This window comes from Nonomuraea sp. LPB2021202275-12-8, from assembly GCF_037044575.1.
In the GTDB taxonomy this organism is placed as follows: domain Bacteria; phylum Actinomycetota; class Actinomycetes; order Streptosporangiales; family Streptosporangiaceae; genus Nonomuraea.
In genome coordinates this window covers 466675-487355 of record NZ_JBAHWD010000004.1, presented here as the reverse complement: position 1 = coordinate 487355, position 20681 = coordinate 466675, and the positions used below count along the sequence as shown (strand labels likewise).

The following is a 20681-nucleotide window of genomic DNA, read 5'->3' as shown; positions in this document are numbered from 1 at the left end:
CGTCACGATGCCAGCGCGGCGACGTCGACGGCGTCACGAAGAAGACCTTCCACGAAGCCCTCGGGAGCAAGCGCGACAACGCAGCACTACACGGTCGTGTGCGCGGAGACCCGGCCGACCCACCTGACGGCGCAACACCGCAAACCTGATGCCCGAACCCACCTCGTGCTCGAGCCACGGACCTCCAGGTCGACACAGCGATCGAGTTTTCGCATCCGACAGGCGCGTTGCACTCAGCGCATTTCACTCGAAAAAAGGCCTGCCGATCGATATCGGCAGACCTTTTTCATTGGGTCAGTGCTTCTTGTGGCAGTGCCACTTGTAGTTGTAGTGCCAGTGGCCCTTCTTGTGGTAGTGCCCCTTCCACCAGTGGCCGCCCTTGTACCACTTCTTGTACCAGTGCTTGTGCCAGTAGTAGCCATGGGGGCAGCCGACGGTCTCGCTGACCGTGGGGGCGCCGACGGTGGCGGTCGCGGTGGCGCTCGCCTGGGCAGGGGCCGTAGAGACGAGACCGGTGAGAGCCAGGGAAGCGGCGAGGGCGCCACTCGCTAGGAGCTTACGCATGATCTCTTCCTTCCGTGAGATTGCTCCTTACGATAGGAAGCCGGTTAATTCCGCTCCATGTACTAATGCGCGCTCAGGACACTGATTCGTGCTGAATATCGTGCTGATCAATAGAGGAACCCCGCGGGCCCCACGACTCACAGCGGCCACGGATGAATGAAGTCGCGCTCGGCGCCGTCGCCGGTGGGCATGGAGCCGAACCGGTTCTGCCGGTCGATGAAGGTCTGCGCCTGAGGAGTGATCCGGCCCTCGATCACCGGGCCGTCCGTCCGCTGCGGCAGGGCTGTCAGCAGGGCACGAAGAGTGCCGCTGGTTTGACCTTGACGCTGCGTCAACTTCTAGCATCGGAGGCATGTCGATCACTGTTCTTGACACCTACTCCGCCATGAGGCAGATTCTGCTGGCCCCGGTCGCGGACCGCGCTGACCTGCTGCGTTCGATGCTGGAGGCCAACAGGGGCATGTACCGCTACCAGCCCGGCGAGCTCGACCTGGTGGCCATACACCTCGAAACGTCCGGGTTCCCCATCGACCGCGACGAGGAGCGTTGCCTCGACGCGCTCGAAACCCTGGCGGCGGCCGGGGCCTGGGAGCGGATGCAACGCGCGCTCGACGACGCTCTCGCCGTACTGCTGGAGGCGACGCCGGGGCTGGAGGCCCCGGACATCACCGTGCTGTTCGTCCTCGGCGATCCGGGTGACAAGCACTTCATGGGTCCCTGCAAAGGATTGACCGGGTTCGGCGGCATCTCTGGCCACATCGCCATCACGTTCTGGCCCTTCCCCGAGAACGTGGAGCGGCTGGAGGCCACCGCCGTGCACGAACTGCACCACAACCTGCGATGGAGCCCAGGCGGAGTCGTGTGGGACCCGATGACCGTCACCGTCGGCGACCACATCGTCGGCGAGGGCTTGGCCGACGCCTTCGCCCGCCAGCTCTACGGCGACGAGCTCGGCCACGCCCGCATCGGCGTGCCGCACCTGCACGACGACGAGGTCTTCGCCAAGGTCCTCACCGGGCTCGACGTGACAGGCATGCAGAACTTCACTGCCTGGGTGCACGGCGACCCCAGCGCCGAGCACTTCGGTCTCAACCCGGTGGGACTGCCGATGGGCGCCGGGTACGCCGCGGGCAACCGGCTGGTCGACACCTACCTGGCGGCGACCGGGCAGACGGCGGCGCAGGCCCTGCACGCCGAGAGCTCGGAGATCATCGCAACCACGCTCCGCCGCGGGTGACACTGGGGGGATGGAGTGGACGATCCAGGAACTCGCGGCGAGGGCCGGCATCACCAGCCGCACCCTGCGTCACTATGACCGCTTCGGGCTCCTGGCCCCGTCCCGGGTCGGCGCGAACGGGTACCGCTACTACGACTCCACCGCGGTAGCCCGGCTACAGCGGATCCTGCTCATGCGCCGGCTCGGCATGGGCTTGCCGGCCATCGCCGAGGTCCTGGCCGACGAGGTGGACACGTGCGACGGGCTCCGCGCCCACATCGCCGCGCTGGAAGAGGAACGGGACCGCATCGAACGGCAGATCCGGTCTGTGCGTCACACGCTCGAGGCCCTGAAGGCGGGGGCGGAACCGCAGATGGACGTGATGTTGGCGGGGTTCAACGACCACTACAAGGACGAGGTGATCTCACGCTGGGGCGAGCGCGCGTTCCAGGAGGGCAACGACTGGTGGCACGGCAAGACCCTTGACCAGCAGCGGGCCTGGAAGCAGGCCACCGAGGAGCTCGTCGCCGCATGGGTCGCCGCAGCGAAGGCCGGGGTTTCCCCGACATCGGAACACGCTCAGTCACTGGCTGCATGGCACATCCAGTGGCTGAGCCAGATTCCGGGTACCCCCACTGCCGAGGGCGACCGGGAGCGCTCGATCGAGATGGTGAAAGGCCTGGGGGACATGTACGTCGACGACCCCCGCTTCGCCGGCATGTACGACGACGCCGCGGGGGCGGCGTTCGTCCGCGACGCACTGCACGCGTACGCGCGGACCTGGTAGGCGGTCTGCCAGGGCGGGGGGACGTGGCGGGTGCGGCGGCCTGGCCGGCGGTGCGCCCGCTCATGGCCCCGGACGCTTGGCGAGCCCGCCACGCCGTGTTCGTCCGGCCTAGTCGTTCAGTTCGGCCGGCTTGGGGCCGCCGTAGACCGGGTTCTGGGGCAGGCGTTCCTCGGTCACCATCAGCCGGACGACGCCGGCCTGCTCCGACTGCGCCTCCCAGACGGTCCAGTCGTCGCCGACCTTGACCGACTGCTTGCCGGGCTCGACCTTCCACCCGTTGTCGCCCGGCGCCGGGGTGATGACCTCGAAGACCGCCCTCAGCCCGCGCTCGCGGACCTCGGCCAGCACCTCGCCCACGGGCTTCTCGTCGACCCGGAAGCCTTCGAGCATCTCGCCCTTGCGCGTGGCCGGGCGCCCGTTCTCGTACTTCTCCCCCGGCTGCGCGGCCCGCCCCAGCCTGACCACGGCGGAGCCGGCATGGTCGCGCTGTACGAGGATGGTCATCGCGCACCCCGCCTGCCCGAGCTCGCAGCCCGACGGCTCCGTGCCGCTGCCGATGCTTCCTCGCGCGGGTGAAGCGCCAGGGCCGAGACTTCCGCTCATCCCGGTGACCTCGCCAACGGCGGTCGGCGACGACGGCACCAGCTCCAGCGTGACGTCCAGGCCCACGGCCTTGAAGCCCTCGGTGAACTTCGCGTGGTCGGCGAGCGGGTCCTTGATGACGGCCACGTAGTGGTCGCCGCGCAGCTCGATGTCGATGGCGGAGTTGGCGTAGGAGGTGGCGTAACCCTGCGCGCCGAGGACGGCGGGCCCGATGACGGCCGCCGCCGCCAGGCCCGCGACGGCCACGGCGCCCACCAGTAGGCGGCGCGAGCGGCCGGGCCTGGCCACCTGGCGCTCGAAGCGCGGCTCCGCGGCGGTGATGGAGGTGAGGAGCGCCCGCGCCCCCGCACCGGACGCCTGCCCGGCCAGGTTCTCGTCATGGACCCTGGCGAGGTTCTTCAGTTCGTTCACGCTGACTCCATGACGAGGTGAGAGACGGAGACGCCGGCCACGGCCAGCGCTTTGGACAGGCGCTTGCGCGCGCGGTAGAGCCGGATCCGTACGGCGTTGCGGGAGCAGCCGAGCACCTTGGCGATCTCGCCATGGTCCAGCCCCTCCCAGGCGACCAGGGAGATCAGCTCCCGGTCGTCCTCGGGCAGCTCGCGGAGCGCGCGCGTGATCGCGTTCAACTCGACGCTGCTCTCCGGTGATCGGGCGTACAGGTCGGCGACGTCGGTGTCGAGCTCCACGCTCCTGTGCCGGTGCCTGGCCACCCCGCGCCGATGGTTGGCCAGCACGTTCCTGGCCACTCCGTACAGCCAGAGCCTGGCCTCGCCGTTCTCCGGCAGAGAGTCGAAGCGGCGCCAGGCGATGGCGTACGTTTCGGCCACCACGTCGGCGGCGTCGTGGGGCGAGTCGCAGCGGCGGGTGGCGTAGCCGAGGATGCGCTCGTAGGTTTGCAGGTATACGGCCTCGAACCGGTTTTTCCGGTTATCCACGGGCGGTCCCCATTGTCGGCCTCCTCAGGTCTCGGGATCGGAACACCCCGTACATGTCGAGGCCGCCATCAGCATTTCAGCCCATTTTTCCGGACCTGAGCAGAGCTGCTCCCGTAGCTCGCGCACGGCCGTGGTGATCACGTCAGCCGGCGTGAAGGTCGATTCGGCCGAGCTTTCCTACGAGAGGGACGAGACGACGACAACCAGGACCGTCCCGGAGGTCATCGCCAGGACCGCCGAAGTCCACGATGCGGTGAAGGCTCAGGGGACGAGCTGCTGACCGCCGTCCACATCGTAGGTCCCCCCGGTGAGCGCCGTATTGGTCATCAGGTGCAGGGCGAGCGCCGCCACGTCCGCCGGTCCGACGACCCGCCGGATCGGCAGCGTGGTGCGCAGCCGCTCTCGGCGCTGCTCGAGTTCGTCGCCGAGCAGGCGTGCCGACAGCGGAGTGTCGACGAACCCGGCGGCGATCGCGTTGACCCGCATCGGGGCGAGTTCGAGCGCGGCGTTCGCCGCGATGGCAGGCAGCGCCACGGCCCCGATGGCTGCGAGACTCAACCCGACGCCGGGACGGCGGGCGTGAGTGCCGGTGATGAACGTCAGCGATCCGCCGGCGCGGACACGGGCGGCACACTCCCGCGCGATGCGCAGCGATCCCAGCAGATGCTCGTCGAGCACGGCCCGTGCCTGGTCGAAGTCCATCTCGGCGATCGGTGCGTAGGTGGGGCCGCCCCCGCTGACCAGCACGTGATCGACCCGTGCGGGCAGTTCGCCGAAGAACCGGCGCAGCCCGTCGGCATCGGCCAGGTCAAGCGTCGCGGTCGACGCGCCGAGCTCGTCGCGCACGGCGTCGAGCCGCCCCTGATCACGACCTGTGAGGATGAGCCTCGCATCGGCCGCGTGGGCCTGGCGGGCCGTCTCCAGCCCGATGCCGGAGCTTCCCCCGATGATGACCACGATGCTTCCCGACAGATCGTTCACTGCTTCCCCCTCAGCCCTTGCGCCGGTAGGACCGCGGCGGCCCGGCTCATGCCTGCGTCGACGAGCATCGCGCACTGGAAGTGCTCGGCCGGGCCAGCCCGCGACCGCCCCGCCCGTGCTGCGCCCACGCCCTCCGATATCCCCGCCGCATCGCCCTCGTCAACATCCTCGTAGCAAGATCATGATGGCTCCAGCTGCGACTTCATGAGCAGGCATCTGCGGACACCGTCAAGCAGCTACGGGCTCGGGTGGCTGAAATCACCGCTCATTCCGACCTCAAGGTAATGAAAGCTCTACTCTCGCTCCCCTGCCCCTCGCGGAAGGCGATGGCCGCCGCCTCTGTGCGGGTCGCCGCGCCCAGTTTCGTCAGGATGTGGGAGACGTGCACGCCCGCCGTACTCGGCGAGATGTGCAGCCGGGCGGCGATCTGCCGGTTGCTCAGGCCCTCGGCGATCAACGCGAGCACGTCACGCTCGCGCGCCGTGAGCCCGTCCTTGGCCGGTCGGGGCCGCCCGAGCAGGGCGATCTCCCGGGCCAGCGGCGCGGCGCCCAGGTCTTCGGCCAGCCGCGCGGCTTCCCTGAGGCGGGCCGTTCCGCCGGGCCGGTCGCCCGCGGCCAGCGCGGCTCGCGCGCCGTGGAACAGGCTCAGCGCCAGCTCGTACGGCTGCCGCAGCTCCCGCCAGGCAGCCGCAACGTGGTCCCAGCCGTCGTCCTCGATCAGCGCGTGCAGCATGATCTGCCAGGCCCGGTCGAGCCGCCCGTCCACGCCGAGCGCCACATCGGCCGCGACGAGTTCGGCCTGCCGTGCCGCGACCCGTTTCCGTAGCTCCTCGCCGGTGCCGTGGGTGAGCCGCGCCCGCTGCGCCAGCGCGCCGGCGACCAGGACCGGCCGGGCGTCGCTGCTGTAGATCAGCCCCGCGCTCAAAGATCAGGTGGGGAAGGTGTTCGCGAGCCTGCAGCGCGACGGCGCGATGGTGTTCAGGCTGGTCAGGGACACCCCCGAACACACAGCCGCGCTCCAGCTGGCCGGGGCGTCTCTGTTCGATCCCTCGGGACAGGGCAGGACGATCAAGGACTGGGTGGTCGTGCCCCACTCCTCGGCCGAGAGATGGACGGATCTGGCCGAGGCCGCCCTGAGCCGTCCACGCTGATCCGTAGGCCACGTCGACGGTGCCGCAGGACACGGAGCGTTCAAGCCTGACGTGTTCGTCACCGATCGGGTCGTGGTGGGGCGGTGCTCACCAAGAACCGGTCGGACGGCATCTGGCCATACGACGTGGACAAGCGCAGGTTCGCCCTCCACGCCGGCACGGGCTCCCGCGGGCTGGTGCCCAGGGCAGGTTCTGACGTAGGTCGGCGGCCCCCGGCACAGGGCCGGCACCGGCCGGTGCGGAAGAAACGGGTGCCGGATTCCCGCGTGGTGCGCGTCGCGGAAGACCATGCCGCCGGCCAGGAGCGCGTCCAGCGCGGCGTCGCTGGCGGACTTCACGTCGACGGTCAGGACCCGGTCGGGCCGGACGAACTCCAGCGCCAGCTGCGCGTCCTTCTCGTCCGCCTGGGCGCCGTAGGGCAGCCGCATCGCGAAGAACGTCGATTCGTGCCCGGCGGCACGGGCTCGCTCGACGGCGAGCTGGCACAACCGGTCCGCGGTCGTAGAGTCCACACCGCCGCTGATGCCCAGCACCAGCGAGCGGCCCGTGGAGGTCAGCTTGTCGGCGAGGAAGGCCACCCGGTGCTCGATCTCCTGCCGTACGTCGAAGGACGCGCTCACCTGGAGATCCCGGGCGATCGCCTGCTGCAGGACATGGACGCCAGGTCGGTCACGGTTGCTCCTCGGTCGGGCCGGGGTGACAGTCGGTGATCACGTGGGGAGGGTTCACTTGGCGCCTGCGAAGGTCACGCGGATGGAGTAGAGATCCCCTGCCGAGTTGGTGATGAACAGGTTGTTCCGCTTGATTCCGCCGAAGGTCAGGTTGCTGGCCGACTCGGGCAGCAGCAGCTTGCCGATCAACGTGCCGTCGGGATCGTAGCAGTGCAGCCCGTCGAGGGCCGCCGCCCAGATCCGTCCGTGGCAGTCGAGCCGTATGCCGTCGAACCAGGCCTCCGCGAACACCCGGCCGCCCTTGAGACCGTCGCCGGCGACGTCGAACACCCGCAGGTGCCGCTCGCGGGTGTCGACGACGTAGAGCTGCGACTCGTCGAGGGAGAAGGCCAGGCCGTTGGGGCGGACGAAGTCGTCGGCGACGACGGCCGGTTCCCCGCTGTCGGGGTCGAGACGATAGACGTGGTCCGCGCCGATCTCGCTCTCGGCGGGAGCGCCCTCGTAGTGGCCGGTGATCCCGTACCGGGGATCGGTGAACCAGATGGAGCCGTCCGACTTGACCACGACGTCGTTGGGGCTGTTGAGCCTCTTGCCCAGGTAGTTGTCGGCCAGGACGGTGACGGTGCCGTCGTGCTCGGTCCGCGTGACGCGGCGGGCGCCCTGCTCGCAGGTGATCAGCCGCCCCTCGCGATCGACGGTGTTGCCGTTGGCGTTGCCTGACGGGCAGCGGAAGACCCCGACCGCGCCGGTGGTCTCGTCCCAGCGCAGGAGGCGGTCGTTGGGGATGTCGCTCCACACCAGGTAGCGGCCGGCCGGGAAGTAGGCGGGCCCTTCGGTCTTCCTGCTTCCGCTGTGGAGCACCTCCACGTGGGTGTCTCCGCCGTACCACGTGAAGCGCTCGTCGAGCGTCTGGAACTCCGCCCTGAACCGACTCGTCATCAAATTTTCTTCAGCCATGTAGTCTTTCTACTGAATCTCATCAGGTCATGACAAGACTGGACTGAACATGGATCAGATCGACCGCGCGCTGATCGCACAGTTGCAGCGAGACGCGACACAGTCCTACGCCGCGCTGGGGCAGAGCGTCGGCCTGTCCGCGGGCGCCGTTCACGAGCGGGTGCGGAAGCTGCGCGAGCGGGGGGCGATCCGCGCCACGACCGTGGACGTGGACCCGAAGGTTCTGGGCCTGGGGGTGCTGTCCTACGTCATGGTCGACTCGAACGCCTGGATGGGCGACTCGGCGGCGGCCTTCGCCGCCCTGCCCGAGGTACAGGAGGCGCACGTCATCGCCGGTGCAGCCTCGGTCTTGCTGAAGGTCCGCACCCCGACGACCGAGCAGTTGCAGGACGTACTCCGCCGGATCTACGACATTCCCGGCGTCTCCGGCACGCAGGCGATCGTCGTGCTGGAGACCTTCTTCGAGCGTCCGGTCATGGAAGCCGTCCGGCTCTGACGGAGGGCTGCCTATGAGATCGCTGAGCCCGTTCCCCTCAGCCGCTTCGGTGGCGTGGTCCAGTCCCCGGGCGTCTGTTCGCAGGTGCCAGCCGATCTCGACGTCGTTCGGCACACACCTCCCCCGTGGCAGGTGGCCGCTTCACGGACATCGCCTTCGCACGGGTGATCGGGCGACGGCCGGCCGGCTCTCAGAACTCGAGAAGCAGGCGTCCGCGGACACCACCCGCCTCAAGCCTGCGGTGTGCCTGCGGGGCCTCCTTCGCGGGATACACCTCGGCCACGCGCATCGAGAGCCTCCCCTGCTCCACCAGAAGGCGGAGTTCTTGCGGAGAAGCGTGTCGGCCGGATTCACCGCGGCAGCGTGCACGCGCACCCGGACCTGTCCCGGTCCTGCGTGGGGCTCGGGCAGCTCGACGAGCCGAAGCATGTCGGGGCCGCCGTACTCGGTCACCGCTACCGCCTTCATGACTCTCCCCCTGGTACTGATATGTAGCCTGGTATACAACTGATACTTGCTAGGCAATGGTGAACCCGGCCTGCCGGCCACGCAAGAGGGCAGTTCACAATGCCCTGGCATCACTGGAGGAACCACGCGGCCCCGGCACGGTGGACTGCGGTCACCTGCCGGCCGAGGCGAGGGCGTAAAGATCGCGAAGTGATGCGCAGGGTTGGCGTAGGTGTTGCGTCAGGACCTCGCCGCCCCGATCCCCCACGGGACAGGCTGGAGTGATCATAGGAACCAGCGAAAGCGACACATGCCGATAAATCACAATCCATCGACTCCTGAGGAGCCGGCCGGCCCGCATGAGGTGGAGATCGAGCGGGAACGGCTGAGGGAGATCAGGTCCCGTCTGCCCGAGGCGGCCAGGCCGCTCGACAGCGTGCTGCCGAACCTGGTCTCGCTGACGGTGGCGGAGTCCGCCTTCACGTCCTTCACCTATGCGCTGGCCCTGGCGTACAACGAGGTCGAGGCGTTCACCATCGCGGAGGTACGCCACCGGGCCGAGGAAACGGAACGGATCCAGGACGGCATGACCGCGTCCGTCACGACCTGGCGGGACGCGGAGTACGCCAGCTCCCTCACATGGCGGTGAACCTGGCCGAGCCGGCCCGGCGCGGCCTGCTGGTAGGCACGGGCGCGGCGTTGACGCTGTCGGCGCTGGGCGTCCCGGCCGGGTGGCCGTTCGTCGGGAAGATGTACGTGCACCAGTACGATCCGCAGACGTTCTTCGACGGCGCGGAAACCTGGCTGGCGGTGCGCGACGACGTGGCGGCCACCCGGCGGAACGTCGAGGCCCTCGTCGCCGAGGTGTCCGTGACGAGCTGGCGCAGCGACGACGGCCGAGCCTTCCAGCGCCGCATGGACGCCTACCTGGCCGACCTGCGCGGCATCGAACTGCGTGCCGTGGTCACGGCCCTCACCCTGTACACGGTCGGGGCCGCGCTGGCAGCGATGATCCTCTTCCAGTTCCTGGTCGCCGCGGTCATGGCCGCGGTGGCGGCGTGGGTGCTGACCGCGGCCGTCACCCCGGTCAGCCTGGCCGGCGCCCGGATCCTGGCCACGCGGTCCCTGATCAAGCTCTTCGAGGGCTACCAGTCGGTGGAGTCGCTGCTGGACGCGTTGCTGCACGGGTGTGCCGCCGCGCTGGGCGCGGCCGTGGCCGTGGACCTCGGCGGCGAGGCCGCCCGGGGCGACTACGGCGGTGTGCACGACCTGGCCGCGGCGACCTTCGCCCAAGGCCCCATGCTGGTCTGGGGCACGGCGAACCGGGTCGAGCGCGACCTGACCGCCCACGGCCTCGACGGCCGCCGTCCGGGCAGCGGCCTGTGGTCGAGTGCCCGGGCGGGCGCGCCGCTGCCGCCCGGCCTGCCCCAGTTGGCGGGCGCCAAGGCGGTCAACGACATCGCGACCGGCAGCCAGACGGCGACCGGCCGGTACGTGCCGGAGCAGGCCGCCGACGGCACCTATTCGTTCCCGTGGGAGTGAACATGGACTTCAAGCAGGAGCTCGGCCTCGACCCCGAGCAGCTCGCGGCCGACGCCGACCGGCTCTTCGACCGGATGCGCCACCTGCACGGCAGTACGGAGAGCGTGGCACGCACCGAGTCCAGGGACGGCTGGGTGAGCGTCGAGTACGGCAGCACATCAGGTGTTCAAGGGCTACGGCTCGACCCGCGCGCCATGCGCATGGACTCGGCCCAGCTGGCCGAGACCATCCTCAACCTGATCCACCAGGCCAGAGAGCAGGCCGAGGCCGAGGAACGCGAGAGCGCCGAAGAGTCGCTGGGCGCCGGCAACGGACTCCTCACCGACCGGGCGCTCGTCGCCGAGCGGCTCCGCCACGCCACCGGCGCGCTCCAGGAGAACCTGGAGCGCGCCGGCGCCACGATCGACCGGGTGCGCGCCCTGCTCCGCCCCTGACGTGTGTCGCCCGGGGCGCCCGTGGTCGCCCCGAGCCCTCGCCGCGGTGCGCTAAGCCAAGGTGATCAGGGCGACGACGGCGATCAGGACGAGGAGCGCGATCGCCTCGATCCGGATCCTCGTCACAGCCCCACGTCCCTGCGCAGCAGGTCGTCGATCTCCTCGCGGCGCACCACCACCCGGGCGGCCCCGTCGGCGACTGCGATGACCGGCGGGCGGCCGGTGAGGTTGTAGGTCGAGGCCATCGAGTGGTGGTAGGCGCCGGTGGCCGGCACCGCGATGACATCACCCGGCCTGATGTCCGCGGGCAGCGGTACGCTCTCGGCGATGACGTCCCCCGCCTCGCAGTGGTGTCCGACCAGGGTGACCTCGCGGGCGGCCATGGCGGAGCGGCGGCCGATCAGGCGGGCTGTGTAGCGGGCGCCGTACAGGGACGGGCGGGGGTTGTCGCTCATCCCGCCGTCGACGGCGACGAAGATGCGGGTGAGGGTGCGCTTGACCGCGATGACCCGATACAGGGTGAGCCCCGCCGGGCCGACGATCGACCGGCCCGGCTCGACGGTCAGCCGGGGCACGGGCAGGTCCAGCGCCGCGCAGCGCTCCTCCAACGCCTTGACGACCGTCCTGGCGTACTCGTCCGGGGCCAGGCCGTGCTCGCTCTCCAGGTAGGCGATGCCCTGGCCGCCGCCCAGATCCAGCTCGGGCAGCACGATCCCGTACGTGTCGCGGATGCGGGCGAGCTGCTCGATCATGATCCTCGCGGCCTGCTCGTACGGCTCCCCTGCGCGGATCTGGGAGCCCAGATGGCAGTGCAGGCCCACCAGCTCCAGCTCCGGCTGGCGCAGCACCCTGGCCACCGCCGCGGCGGCGTCGCCCGAAGCGATGGACAGGCCGAACTTCTGTCCCTCCCCGCCCGTACGGATCGCCGCGTGGGCTCCTGCCGCGATATCCGGGACCACCCGAAGCAGCACCTTCTGCCGCTGCCCCGGCGGGATCAGTACGGCGAGCCGGGGGATCTCGGCGAGGTTGTCCACGACGATGCGGCCCACCCCGTAATCCACCGCCTCGACCAGCTCCTGCGGGGTCTTGGCGTTGCCATGGAAGACGATCCGCTCGGCCGGGAAGCCGACAGATCGGGCGATGGCGAGCTCCCCACCGGAGCAGACGTCGAGGCCGAGTCCCTCCTGGCGGATCCAGGTGGCCATCGCCCGGCACAGGAAGGCCTTGGCCGCGTAGAGGATGTCGGCGTCCGGCAGCGCGGCGCGGAAGGCGCGGCAGCGCTCCCGCACGTCGGTTTCGTCCACCACGTAGGCGGGGGTGCCATAGCGCTCGACGATGTCCATGAGCGGCACGCCTCCGGTGCGGGCGACCGGCCCGAAGTGGGTGGTGGCCGACCAGGGCTCCGCGGCGTGCTGCGGCTCATGCCCCGTCTGGTCCTGCTGGAGGACGCACATCATGCCACCTGCTTCGCGGGGCCGGTCATCGTGCCCGCCGGGTCGATGACGATGCCGGTGACGTCGAGCTCGGCGGTCATGCCGCGCAGCGCCGGGGCCGTGAGCACCACCCACCGCTGATCCGTTCCGAGCACCTTGGCCAGCTTGAGCGGCGAGGAGAACGCGACCGCCGTGCGCTTGCCCGAAGCGGTGCGGAACAGCCGCAGGGCCGAGGCACACGTACCGATCCGGACGGGGACGAACAATCGGGGCTCTGACATCTGCTTCCTTCCAGCGAAAATCCGTACGCAACGGACGCTAGAGCCGCTATCGGTCACCACTCATGATCACTACGCGATCTGGACGCGCGGCCCGGAAATACTGACGCGGTACTGACGAAGCCCCCATCACCAGCGGGCTTGTGGACGGCTCCGGCCGTCGTCGCCGCGTGTGGCGCCCGGCGCGGTCCGCAAGACGGATGGAGAAATACGACACAAGGTGTCGGGTTTTGGGTCGAGCATGGTTTCACCGGTCGACGGCGGACGTGGACCGGGCCGTACGGATAGACAAGGACCTCTCAATGCGCGAAACGCCGGAAGAGCTCAAAGAGCTCCAGGCCCTCCTCGACGCCTCCCTCTCCCGCTCCACCTCGCATCTGCGCTCGATCATCAACAGCGAGCGCACACTGACCGCGGAGCAGCTCGCCCAGGTCCTCACCGGCATGTGCACCCTCGCCCTGTCCACCGTGACGGCGAAGGGCGAGCCGCGGATCAGCGGTGTGGACGGGCACTTCCTGCACGGAAAGTGGCACTTCGGCACGGCGCGCGGTGCCGCCAAGGCCCGCCATCTCGCCGCCCGGTCCGCCGTCAGCGCCGCGCACATGCGCGGTGAGGACCTGGGCGTGTTCACGCACGGCAAGGTGGAGATCCTCAACCCCCAGGGCGGCGAGGGGGCCGCGGACTGGCCGGACCTGCTCGCGTACTTCAAGGACTTCTACGGCGACGACGCCTTCGACTGGGACAACGACGTGGTCTACTACCGGCTTCATCCGCACTGGATGACCGTCTACGCCCCTGATATCGCGAAGCTCACTGCGGCGTCCCGGTCCTGATCCGCAGCACAGGTCCCCCCAGCGTGGTGCCTTTCGCCATGGCGCGCCTACTCCGAGGGCAACAGGCAGAAGGTCGCGCTGGTGGCCGCGCCGGTCATCGTTCCTGTCCCGGTCGGCCGCGATCCTGGCCGCGGGCGTGGTGAGCCGGGCCGACGAACCAACGGTCGACCTCACTGGGCCAGTCGGTATGCAGCGCTTCCTCGTGGCTCATCTCGAAGCGGCCGACGGCAGCGCCGGAAGAACAGCGGCCAGAACGCCGATTCGCTCTCAGGACCACTTCCAATCCGGACGGACTGGAGACGAACGCCAACTCGACCTCGTGTACGGCTCCGGCATGGTGACTGGGGGGATAGAACTCGATCGTTTGGTGGAACGGCAGGCCCTGATGCGCGCCGTTCAGCCGGCCCGCCTGCAGGGCAGCGCACTTGAAGTGGAAGCCGAGTCGCGGGAACGCCTGCAGGACGCGTAACTGCGAAGGGACGGGCTTGACCACGACCATGTCCAGATCGCCCTTGTCGACCGCCACAGCGCTGGCCACTTCGGCACGCACGCCCAACGCCGGCCCGGTCAGATGCCGGCCCCCGATCTCGCTGATCGGCGTCTCCCACGGGACCATGATCTGAAACCCGATCACCCGCTCTTCGCCCCGACGAAGGAGGGAAGGGCCCGAGATCTGAGCGTGCAGAAACTCCTCGAACCCGCTCTGCTCACCGGCTCCCGCCTGCGCCGGCTCCACTCGCGCGACCAGCACGAGGGCGACATGTTCGAGGCCGGCGTCGACGTCGCCGCCCTTCAGCCGGACTTCACCGGCCAGCGTGCCGCCTGGCTGCGTCCGTGGCGTGGCCAGGATGGTGTCCATCGAGGGCGCGTCGGCGCCAAAGGCACTGATCATCCGTTTGAAGACCACGGCTGTTCTCCCGCCTCAAATGGATTGAGCCACTCGTTCGAACGACCGGGCAGGGGGCCGGGGTTCCGGCGGTCACAAAATCCTGTCCAGAAGGTCCACCGCAGCGGCCTTCTTCAGGCACACGACCGGCCCGGCGATGGAACCGGTGGCGCGTCACTCAGGACGCGCTGCCCGTCACCTTGTGGGGGGTCAGCCGGATCACCACCCGGACCACCTCGGCCGGCAGCGCGAGAAACTCCTCACCGGCCCCCTCGCCCTCGTACTTCTCCGCCAGCTCGACTGCCAGGCGGCGCCCCACATCCTCGCTCACTGTGGCGACTCCCCGGACCTCGACGTACTGCGAGGAGTCGGCGAGATCGAAGACGCACAGGCTCGCCCGGGGGTCCCTGCTCAGGTTCCGATCCTTGCGCCGCCCGAGCGCCGATGAGATGACCACTTCATCCCCCTCCCTGCCCATCCAGACGACTGAGGTCTGCGGGCTGCCGTCGGGGTTGACGGTGGCCAGGATGCCGATGTTGGGCGCGTCGAGAATCCGGCGCGCCGCGTCGCTCAGAGAAACACTCATGATCGCCACTTTAGGGGGCGATGTCGCCCGACGGCGTGGGCGGGCACGACAGCCGTGCCGCCGACAAGCCCTAGTATGAGATGGTTCCAGACCCACGAGGAGGTTGATCATGTCGTTCCCACCGCCCGGCATGGTCCTCGGCGACGCATCGGCGCGCACTTCCTCGCGGGAAGCCGCCACAGGCTGATCCCCCGCGACGAAGTGCTCTTCATGACCATCCCTGGTTCGATCATGAGGAGCCCGAGTGTTCGAGATCCGCTGGACCGAAGACGGCGAAGCCCGGTCCGCCCGCTGGCGGTCCGAGAACGGCTCGCCGCCACCCGCCCGCGTGGTGATCGTCGACGACCGCCTCACCGCTGACACCGCCTACCGCCTGGCCTGTGAGGGCACCGCGCTGTTGTGGCGCGGCGACTTCTACAACGCCCGTCAGCTCCTGCGCGCCATGGCGCGGCGTGCCGAACGCCGTTCGCGCGGGGCCGCCCAGTCGCCGGCCCACGCCTTCCACCTACACCGCCAGGCACGCTCCCAGCGGGCCCGCACGCTGGGCAGGCTGCTGGTGCCACTCGATCATGACTACGCCGTCCCTCTGCGTCGCGCCCCGGACATGCGGCAGGCCTGTGGGGAGGTCTACGGCCCCGCAGCGGGACCGTCCGTGATCTCCTTACGCGAGCTGCTGGGCATCGTCGGGGCGCACGAATGGCGCGAGAGGGGCGTCGACGTGCCCGCTCTGGGCGGTCGCATCCATCCGCACTACGGCGTCTTCTCGCCGATCCGCGGTGAGTACGTCGACCTGGTGGCCCGGGCACCGCTTGCCTCGCGCTCCAGGGCGTTCGACATCGGCACCGGAACCGGCGTGCTCGCCGCGGTCCTCGCCCGCAGGGGCGTCGAGCGCCTCGTGGCCACGGACCAGGACCCGCGTGCCCTGGCCTGCGCCCGCGACAACCTCCGACGACTGGGACTGGCCGGCCGGGTCGACGTCATGCACGCCGACCTCTTCCCCACCGGACGTGCGCCGCTCGTCGTCTGCAACCCGCCGTGGATCCCGGCCAAGCCCACCTCACCCCTCGACCACGCGGTCTACGACCCCGGCGGCCGTATGCTGAGCGGCTTCCTCGACGGGCTCGCCGAGCACTTGGAGCCGGAGGGTGAGGGCTGGCTGATCCTTTCAGACCTGGCCGAACATCTCGCGCTGCGGACCCGCACCGAGCTGCTGTCCGCCTTCGCGACCGCGGGCCTGCGGGTCGTGGACCGGCTGCAGGTGCGACCGAGACACCCGCGTGCCCTGGACGAGACCGACCCTCTCCACGAGGCCCGCGCGGCCGAGGTCACGTCCCTGTGGCGGCTCGGCCAGGCCTGAGTCGCCGGTCCTACTGATCCAGCACCTGGCGAAGGGCGGCGGCGAACGCGTCCGGGTCGCCCTCCTGGCCGAACTCGCCGCCGAGGAAGCCGCCGTGGTGGCTGGGGAAGATCACCGGCTTCGTACCCAGCCGCTCGGCCACCGCGACGCCACCGCGGTAGGCCATCGTCCCCTCCGACTCGACGCCGACGGCCAGGACCACGTCGGTCGAGGCCGCGCGCAGCGCCGCGAAGTCGGGCTCGTAATGCGTGCAGGTGATGAGGTTCTGCGCGAACAGCACGTCGTCGCGGGAGCCGTCATCCTCGGTCGGCATCCCGAAGTCGGCGGGGTTCGCCACGGGCAGCTCACCGATGTCGGCCGGGAGCTCGCCCAGGTGGCTGGTGATCGCGATGAACTGGGCCATCGCCGCGCCGGCCCCCTCCCGGTCGTACGTCCGGCGCATGTCCTTTATCAGCGCAAGGGCATGATCGCGGTCCGGGAGCACCTGGGCCGCGGGCGGCTCGTGCGCCACGAGCAACCGCACCTGCTCGGGGTGCTTGGCCACCAGCGCGAGCGCGTTGATCGCGCCGCCGCTGCTGGCGAAGATGTCCACCGGCCCGCCGCCGAGCGCGGTGATGATCCGGTGCACGTCGTCGGCGTGGAGATCGGGTGTCGACTCGCCCGCCTCGGGCGTCCGCACGCTGCGGCCGGTTCCGCGCGGGTCGTAGGTCACCACCGTGCGGTCCTGGAAGTGCCCGGCCAGGGTCGTGAAGCCGCTGGCGTCCATCGGCGAGCCGATCAGCAACAGGGTGGGCCTGGTGCTCGCCTCGGCCTCGCGCACGTCGTAGGCGACGACGGCGCCGGGCGCGTCAAGAGCGTGAGTCATGTGGTGCTCCTTCTCGTTGGTTCGTCAGGTAGACCTGCGGTGCCGGCAAAACTCACCGCTCGGCGGCAGCACCGTTTGCGAGCACTGCGGGTCCCACGAGTGCATGCTGTGCGACGACTGCCGCCCACCGCAAGTACGCCGCGGCCGCGCTAGCGACGGACTCGATAGAGCAGGTGCAGCACCCGGTCACCCTGGATCACCACGTGCGGGTCCTCGAGCAGATGCTGGGCATCGACCGACCCGAAGTACCGCTTGCCCGAGCCGAAGACCACCGGCACGACGTCCATCGCCACCTCGTCCACCAGGCCGAGGGCGAGTGCCTGGCCGCCGACGTCGCCCGCCGCCACGGCGACGGTGCGCTCCCCCGCGAGTTCCCTGGCCTTCGCGATCGCCTGCGCCACGTCGTCGACGAAGTGGTACGACGCCTCGGGGTGCCACCCGTCGGGCTTGGGCCGGTGCGACACCACGACCACGTGTTCGCCCGCCGGCGGCGTCCCCTCCCAGCCGTTGGTCATGTCGAACAGGTGACGCCCGATCACCATCGATCCGAGGCGCGCCCATATCGGCTTGACGTACTCGGCCGAGACCCGCGAGACCTTCATCCCGCTACCTTCGACGAGCTCGACGTCGCCGTTGGAGTACCAGTCGAACAGCGGGCCGACCTGGTCCTCCGCGTCGGCGATGAAGCCGTCCACCGACACGACGTTGTGCATCACCACGGTGCTCATCAGATCTCCTACGTGTTCCGAGGGCTTGCCCCCGCTCATGTCGTGCTCTTACTGACGCGTCGAGCGGAAGGAGCGCGGATCGACATCCGGCGCACAGAACTTTCAAGCGGCGCCCGTACTGGTGGCGAGACGGGGACGATACGTGTGATTCCCGAAGAGAACGACCGCTCGAATGTGCTGGTTCAAGTCCGTCGGCGGCTGGAGGCACTACTTCAGGCCCAGTGACCTGACCAGGTCATGCATCTCGGCGCGGTGCAGCGCGGCTGGGTTGCCCCCGAATACCGGCGGGCCCGGGAGATGCGGAAGAGCACGGCTCGGGTGCGGATGCTGTTCGCCGAGGGCTCGCCGCCCGAAGGCTTCTCCCTCCCGGCCTAGCTGGTGCGTGACCGGAAAGGATTGCCGAGAAGAGATTCGCGGTGTCCGAAGCGGCGCACCAGACGCAGTGATGGCGGCCCATCTCGCCGCCCTGGTCCCAAGTCAAGGATCGCTTGAGATGGGCAGGCAGCGTGGCCGTGGTGGCCACCAGGGCGTCGCGAATGCAGCTCGGCGCTGCGGTCGATCGGCAGGTGGACGAGCATCACGTAGCGTGTGGTGCGCTCGACCAGGGTGCCGATGGCCGATCGACGCCTCCTCCCGTACCCGGTCGGCGATGTAGGTCCGCTCGTCTTCCCGCAGGTAGCGGGAGACGCCAGAAGGGGGCCCGACCGGTCGTCTGACCAGCGGGGCCCCCTTCTTTTCGCCTTGTTCGGCACCGAGCCCTCGCGGATCTCGAACTCCATCGCACTCCCCCAGCTTGGGTGTCGCGACGACCGCTAGAAGGGAGGTGACGGGGGCCGGGGCGACGATCTCACAGGTAGCGGCCGCAGGGCGTCAGGCCCCACTCGTAGGACCAGCAGTAGGAGACGACGTAGGGACGGCCGTCCTCGTAGTAGACGCGGTTGGTGTCCACGTTCTGCACGATGTCGTCGTCCACGTACCACGGGGGCAGCGCCTGAGCGGGGGCTGCGAGGGTGGCGCTGATGGCGGCGGCGTCCCGGGCGCTGCCGGGAGTCTGGTCAGCGGCGGCGAAGGGCCCCGGACTGGTTTCGAGGCCCTTCGCCGTCACCTGGTCACGCCGGTCGGGGCCTAGCCGGACGTGCCGTCGGAGGCCGGGAGGGCCCAGGGGAGCGAGTCCGTCGGCCACGTCTCAGCCTGCCGCTTGACCATGGTCCGGGCTCCTCCGCCCACGGGGCAGCGGGTTCCGGGGGCGGGGACGGTCAGCGAGATCAGGTAGTTGTCGATGGGCACCGTGCTGCACTCGTCCTTGCCGTAGATGCGATGGCCCCACCCCTCGTAGGTGAGCAGCACCGCCTTGGGGCCGAGTTGGCGAGCCACGTTGGCCGACCAGGAGTACGGGGTGGAGGGGTCGTGCAGCGAGTTCCCCAGCAGGAGCGGAGCACTGCCGGTGTAGCGCAGCCGGTGCTGCGGGTTGGTGGTGGGGTGGTTGAGGCAGACGGGCAGGTCCTCGATCGGCATCGGGTTGAACCGCAGGTCGGGGGCCCGGCGGGCGGAGCTGCGCAGCAGCGCGGCGTACTCCTTGTAGTTGCGCACCCGCAGCTTGTAGTCCTGGCAGAGGATCGCGGTCGGCAGGTGGGCGAGTTCGCCTGACACGGGCTGACGGCCGGGCAGCGGGGGCACCTCCGGCGGCAGCGGCCCCCCGTCCAGGGCCAGGAGCATCTCGCTCAGCAGGCGCCAGGCGGGACCTTCGGTGCCCATCACGCCCTGATAGAGGACCTGGACCTCGGTCATCGGCCGGTCCGGGACACCGGGGTAGTACAGCTCCCCGCGCCGCGCCTTGGCCAGCAGCCTCTCCCACAGCGCCCGGACGTCCTGCCCGTGCAGGGCGCACTCGGCCTCGTGGTCGCACCAGCCGACGAACTCGTCGAAGGCGTCCTCGACGGCGGTGGCCTCGGAATCGAGGAACGCCTTGACGCCGAGGCTGTGGTCCATGTTGCTGTCCAGGGCCATGGCCCGGATGCGGTTCGGGAACAGCTCGGCGTACATCTGCCCGATCAGCGTCCCGTACGAGATGCCGTAGTAGGTGAGCTTCTCCTCACCGAGGGCGGCGCGCAGGGCGTCCACGTCACGCGCGACGTTGACCGAGTCGACGTGGTCGTACAGGGGGCCGGTACGGGCCCGGCAGTCCTCCCGCAGCCTCTTGGAGTAGGCCGTCCACCTGTCGAAGTCGGCCTGGCTCTTCATGACGACGTACGGCATCTGGTTGAACACCGACGCCGAGCAGACCACCGGGTGGCTGCGGCCCACGCCTCGGGGGTCGAAGCCGACGATGTCGAACCGCTGCTGGAGCTCCGGGGTGAAGAAGCCGGGAGCGCCGTAAGCGGCCTCCACCCCCGAACCTCCCGGGCCACCCGGGTTGATCACCAGGGACCCGACGCGGGCGGCGGGGTCGGTGGCCTTGCGGCGGGCGACGGCCAGCTCGATGGTGGGCCCGCCTGGACGGGACCAGTCGATCGGGACGGCCAGCGTGCCGCACTCGGCGCTGGGCTCCTCTTCGCAGGGCGCCCAGGCGATGCCGCCCTTGCCGGCGGTCGCCGGGGCTCCGTCCTCGGTGGCCGCGCCGGCCGTCGAGACGGGTAACAACGCCGCCATCACCACGAAGGCGACGGCAAGCACGGAAGATCTTCCTCGCACAGTGCTCCAATCGTCGGTCCCCCGGCCGACCCGCTTGCGCGGCATCACGACCGGCCTTGATCATCCCCGGTCGACGGCCGCGACGGCCTCAGAACCGGCGGCGGCGGTGTGCCCGGCCACCGCGGCGAACGCGACAAATCGACGGGCAGCACGATACAACAGCGGCGGCCAGGGATCCTGACAATGACGGTGAGGGTCGCCGCGACGTCCAACGGCGGTTCCGGCGCCTGTGCTGGC

26 protein-coding genes and 1 pseudogene are annotated in these 20681 nt (G+C 69.8%); 9 read left to right on the top strand and 18 right to left on the bottom strand.

Annotated elements, in window-relative coordinates; genetic code table 11:
• Nucleotides 1-294: 294 nt before the first annotated feature.
• Together V5E28_RS10880 and V5E28_RS10875 are read right to left on the bottom strand one after the other, a co-directional pair.
• Nucleotides 295-564 carry a hypothetical protein gene (locus V5E28_RS10880; RefSeq protein ID WP_336206402.1) on the bottom strand — a complete coding sequence of 90 codons (270 nt, stop codon included), beginning with the start codon at nucleotides 562-564 and terminating at the stop codon, nucleotides 295-297.
• A 137-nt stretch (nucleotides 565-701) separates the two neighbouring features.
• Nucleotides 702-899 carry a hypothetical protein gene (locus tag V5E28_RS10875; RefSeq protein ID WP_336206400.1) on the bottom strand — a complete coding sequence of 66 codons (198 nt, stop codon included), beginning with the start codon at nucleotides 897-899 and terminating at the stop codon, nucleotides 702-704.
• 17 nt (nucleotides 900-916) lie between these two features.
• On the opposite strand from V5E28_RS10875, the gene V5E28_RS10870 reads away from it, so the two are divergent.
• The gene (locus V5E28_RS10870) at nucleotides 917-1801 is read left to right on the top strand and encodes a DUF2268 domain-containing protein (protein ID WP_336206399.1); all 885 of its coding nucleotides are present in this window, start codon (nucleotides 917-919) and stop codon (nucleotides 1799-1801) included.
• A 10-nt stretch (nucleotides 1802-1811) separates the two neighbouring features.
• On the top strand, nucleotides 1812-2567 hold the full coding sequence (locus tag V5E28_RS10865) for a MerR family transcriptional regulator (RefSeq protein WP_336206398.1): 756 nt from the start codon (nucleotides 1812-1814) through the stop codon (nucleotides 2565-2567).
• A 108-nt stretch (nucleotides 2568-2675) separates the two neighbouring features.
• Here V5E28_RS10865 and V5E28_RS10860 read toward each other — a convergent pair whose 3' ends face one another.
• From V5E28_RS10860 to V5E28_RS10835, 6 genes are all read right to left on the bottom strand, one after another.
• Nucleotides 2676-3581 carry a hypothetical protein gene (locus V5E28_RS10860; RefSeq protein WP_336206397.1) on the bottom strand — a complete coding sequence of 302 codons (906 nt, stop codon included), beginning with the start codon at nucleotides 3579-3581 and terminating at the stop codon, nucleotides 2676-2678.
• The gene (locus V5E28_RS10855) at nucleotides 3578-4108 is read right to left on the bottom strand and encodes an RNA polymerase sigma factor (protein WP_336206396.1); all 531 of its coding nucleotides are present in this window, start codon (nucleotides 4106-4108) and stop codon (nucleotides 3578-3580) included. Before V5E28_RS10855 ends, V5E28_RS10860 begins: the two co-directional genes overlap by 4 nt.
• Nucleotides 4109-4369: 261 nt before the next feature.
• Nucleotides 4370-5089 carry an SDR family oxidoreductase gene (locus V5E28_RS10850; protein ID WP_336206395.1) on the bottom strand — a complete coding sequence of 240 codons (720 nt, stop codon included), beginning with the start codon at nucleotides 5087-5089 and terminating at the stop codon, nucleotides 4370-4372.
• 265 nt (nucleotides 5090-5354) lie between these two features.
• Complete coding sequence (locus tag V5E28_RS10845) at nucleotides 5355-6014, bottom strand: helix-turn-helix transcriptional regulator (protein ID WP_336206393.1); 660 nt, start codon at nucleotides 6012-6014, stop codon at nucleotides 5355-5357.
• 3 nt (nucleotides 6015-6017) lie between these two features.
• A complete protein-coding gene (locus tag V5E28_RS10840; RefSeq protein ID WP_336206392.1) occupies nucleotides 6018-6860 on the bottom strand; it encodes a hypothetical protein in 843 nt (280 codons plus the stop codon).
• A gap of 105 nt (nucleotides 6861-6965) precedes the next feature.
• Nucleotides 6966-7850 (bottom strand): SMP-30/gluconolactonase/LRE family protein, encoded by an 885-nt coding sequence (locus tag V5E28_RS10835; RefSeq protein ID WP_336206391.1) that lies wholly within the window; start codon nucleotides 7848-7850, stop codon nucleotides 6966-6968.
• 67 nt (nucleotides 7851-7917) lie between these two features.
• Here V5E28_RS10835 and V5E28_RS10830 point away from each other — a divergent pair, with 67 nt between their 5' ends.
• A complete protein-coding gene (locus V5E28_RS10830) occupies nucleotides 7918-8364 on the top strand; it encodes an Lrp/AsnC family transcriptional regulator (protein ID WP_336206390.1) in 447 nt (148 codons plus the stop codon).
• 190 nt (nucleotides 8365-8554) lie between these two features.
• On the opposite strand, the gene V5E28_RS49490 is transcribed toward V5E28_RS10830, so the two are convergent.
• The gene (locus V5E28_RS49490; protein WP_442945793.1) at nucleotides 8555-8674 is read right to left on the bottom strand and encodes a zinc-binding dehydrogenase; all 120 of its coding nucleotides are present in this window, start codon (nucleotides 8672-8674) and stop codon (nucleotides 8555-8557) included.
• Nucleotides 8675-9175: 501 nt separating this feature from the next.
• Between V5E28_RS49490 and V5E28_RS10825 the strand changes: the two genes are divergently transcribed.
• Genes V5E28_RS10825 through V5E28_RS10815 form a run of 3 tightly spaced genes read left to right on the top strand, consistent with a single transcriptional unit; the run spans nucleotide 9176 to nucleotide 10787 of the window.
• A complete protein-coding gene (locus V5E28_RS10825; RefSeq protein ID WP_336206389.1) occupies nucleotides 9176-9460 on the top strand; it encodes a hypothetical protein in 285 nt (94 codons plus the stop codon).
• Nucleotides 9451-10353 (top strand): hypothetical protein, encoded by a 903-nt coding sequence (locus tag V5E28_RS10820; protein ID WP_336206388.1) that lies wholly within the window; start codon nucleotides 9451-9453, stop codon nucleotides 10351-10353. Before V5E28_RS10825 ends, V5E28_RS10820 begins: the two co-directional genes overlap by 10 nt.
• A gap of 2 nt (nucleotides 10354-10355) precedes the next feature.
• Nucleotides 10356-10787 carry a YbaB/EbfC family nucleoid-associated protein gene (locus V5E28_RS10815; RefSeq protein WP_336206387.1) on the top strand — a complete coding sequence of 144 codons (432 nt, stop codon included), beginning with the start codon at nucleotides 10356-10358 and terminating at the stop codon, nucleotides 10785-10787.
• Between the two features lie 122 nt (nucleotides 10788-10909).
• Here the strand turns inward: V5E28_RS10815 and lysA are convergent, their stop codons facing one another.
• A complete protein-coding gene (lysA, locus tag V5E28_RS10810; protein WP_336206385.1) occupies nucleotides 10910-12244 on the bottom strand; it encodes a diaminopimelate decarboxylase in 1335 nt (444 codons plus the stop codon).
• Nucleotides 12241-12501, bottom strand: coding sequence for an SAV_915 family protein (locus tag V5E28_RS10805; protein WP_336206384.1), 261 nt, complete (start codon nucleotides 12499-12501; stop codon nucleotides 12241-12243). The genes lysA and V5E28_RS10805 overlap by 4 nt, the downstream gene beginning before the upstream one ends.
• 299 nt (nucleotides 12502-12800) lie before the next feature.
• Here V5E28_RS10805 and V5E28_RS10800 point away from each other — a divergent pair, with 299 nt between their 5' ends.
• Nucleotides 12801-13331, top strand: a complete 531-nt coding sequence (locus V5E28_RS10800) for a pyridoxamine 5'-phosphate oxidase family protein (protein WP_336206382.1) — start codon at nucleotides 12801-12803, stop codon at nucleotides 13329-13331.
• A 94-nt stretch (nucleotides 13332-13425) separates the two neighbouring features.
• On the opposite strand, the gene V5E28_RS10795 is transcribed toward V5E28_RS10800, so the two are convergent.
• Both V5E28_RS10795 and V5E28_RS10790 read right to left on the bottom strand, forming a co-directional pair.
• Nucleotides 13426-14238 carry a sporulation protein gene (locus V5E28_RS10795; RefSeq protein ID WP_336206381.1) on the bottom strand — a complete coding sequence of 271 codons (813 nt, stop codon included), beginning with the start codon at nucleotides 14236-14238 and terminating at the stop codon, nucleotides 13426-13428.
• 157 nt (nucleotides 14239-14395) lie between these two features.
• Entirely contained in the window at nucleotides 14396-14803 is a 408-nt protein-coding gene (locus V5E28_RS10790; RefSeq protein WP_336206380.1) for a PPOX class F420-dependent oxidoreductase, read from the bottom strand.
• 244 nt (nucleotides 14804-15047) lie between these two features.
• Here V5E28_RS10790 and V5E28_RS10785 point away from each other — a divergent pair, with 244 nt between their 5' ends.
• The gene (locus V5E28_RS10785; RefSeq protein WP_336206378.1) at nucleotides 15048-16160 is read left to right on the top strand and encodes a class I SAM-dependent methyltransferase; all 1113 of its coding nucleotides are present in this window, start codon (nucleotides 15048-15050) and stop codon (nucleotides 16158-16160) included.
• 10 nt (nucleotides 16161-16170) lie between these two features.
• Here the strand turns inward: V5E28_RS10785 and V5E28_RS10780 are convergent, their stop codons facing one another.
• Nucleotides 16171-17025: an alpha/beta fold hydrolase gene (locus tag V5E28_RS10780; protein WP_336206376.1), complete on the bottom strand. Its 855-nt coding sequence runs from the start codon at nucleotides 17023-17025 to the stop codon at nucleotides 16171-16173.
• Nucleotides 17026-17174: 149 nt separating this feature from the next.
• A complete protein-coding gene (locus tag V5E28_RS10775; protein WP_336206375.1) occupies nucleotides 17175-17753 on the bottom strand; it encodes a dihydrofolate reductase family protein in 579 nt (192 codons plus the stop codon).
• Nucleotides 17754-17990: 237 nt separating this feature from the next.
• On the opposite strand from V5E28_RS10775, the gene V5E28_RS10770 reads away from it, so the two are divergent.
• Nucleotides 17991-18128 carry a hypothetical protein gene (locus V5E28_RS10770; protein ID WP_336206418.1) on the top strand — a complete coding sequence of 46 codons (138 nt, stop codon included), beginning with the start codon at nucleotides 17991-17993 and terminating at the stop codon, nucleotides 18126-18128.
• 70 nt (nucleotides 18129-18198) lie between these two features.
• Here the strand turns inward: V5E28_RS10770 and V5E28_RS10765 are convergent.
• From V5E28_RS10765 to V5E28_RS10755, 3 genes and pseudogenes are all read right to left on the bottom strand, one after another.
• Nucleotides 18199-18388 (bottom strand): annotated as a pseudogene (locus V5E28_RS10765) (IS30 family transposase); the annotation flags it as partial.
• Nucleotides 18389-18600: 212 nt separating this feature from the next.
• The gene (locus tag V5E28_RS10760) at nucleotides 18601-18858 is read right to left on the bottom strand and encodes a hypothetical protein (RefSeq protein WP_336206373.1); all 258 of its coding nucleotides are present in this window, start codon (nucleotides 18856-18858) and stop codon (nucleotides 18601-18603) included.
• A gap of 20 nt (nucleotides 18859-18878) precedes the next feature.
• Nucleotides 18879-20426, bottom strand: coding sequence for an alpha/beta fold hydrolase (locus V5E28_RS10755; RefSeq protein ID WP_336206371.1), 1548 nt, complete (start codon nucleotides 20424-20426; stop codon nucleotides 18879-18881).
• Nucleotides 20427-20681 lie beyond the last annotated feature (255 nt).

Bases quoted from the DNA above. Each gene is read 5' to 3' on its own strand.
- V5E28_RS10880 (WP_336206402.1), bottom strand. From the start codon at position 564: ATGCGTAAGCTCCTAGCGAGTGGCGCCCTCGCCGCTTCCCTGGCTCTC.
- V5E28_RS10870 (WP_336206399.1), top strand. From the start codon at position 917: ATGTCGATCACTGTTCTTGACACCTACTCCGCCATGAGGCAGATTCTG.
- V5E28_RS10865 (WP_336206398.1), top strand. From the start codon at position 1,812: ATGGAGTGGACGATCCAGGAACTCGCGGCGAGGGCCGGCATCACCAGC.
- V5E28_RS10835 (WP_336206391.1), bottom strand. From the start codon at position 7,850: ATGACGAGTCGGTTCAGGGCGGAGTTCCAGACGCTCGACGAGCGCTTC.
- V5E28_RS10830 (WP_336206390.1), top strand. From the start codon at position 7,918: ATGGATCAGATCGACCGCGCGCTGATCGCACAGTTGCAGCGAGACGCG.
- V5E28_RS10820 (WP_336206388.1), top strand. From the start codon at position 9,451: ATGGCGGTGAACCTGGCCGAGCCGGCCCGGCGCGGCCTGCTGGTAGGC.
- V5E28_RS10815 (WP_336206387.1), top strand. From the start codon at position 10,356: ATGGACTTCAAGCAGGAGCTCGGCCTCGACCCCGAGCAGCTCGCGGCC.
- lysA (WP_336206385.1), bottom strand. From the start codon at position 12,244: ATGATGTGCGTCCTCCAGCAGGACCAGACGGGGCATGAGCCGCAGCAC.
- V5E28_RS10805 (WP_336206384.1), bottom strand. From the start codon at position 12,501: ATGTCAGAGCCCCGATTGTTCGTCCCCGTCCGGATCGGTACGTGTGCC.
- V5E28_RS10800 (WP_336206382.1), top strand. From the start codon at position 12,801: ATGCGCGAAACGCCGGAAGAGCTCAAAGAGCTCCAGGCCCTCCTCGAC.
- V5E28_RS10790 (WP_336206380.1), bottom strand. From the start codon at position 14,803: ATGAGTGTTTCTCTGAGCGACGCGGCGCGCCGGATTCTCGACGCGCCC.
- V5E28_RS10780 (WP_336206376.1), bottom strand. From the start codon at position 17,025: ATGACTCACGCTCTTGACGCGCCCGGCGCCGTCGTCGCCTACGACGTG.
- V5E28_RS10775 (WP_336206375.1), bottom strand. From the start codon at position 17,753: ATGAGCACCGTGGTGATGCACAACGTCGTGTCGGTGGACGGCTTCATC.
- V5E28_RS10770 (WP_336206418.1), top strand. From the start codon at position 17,991: ATGCATCTCGGCGCGGTGCAGCGCGGCTGGGTTGCCCCCGAATACCGG.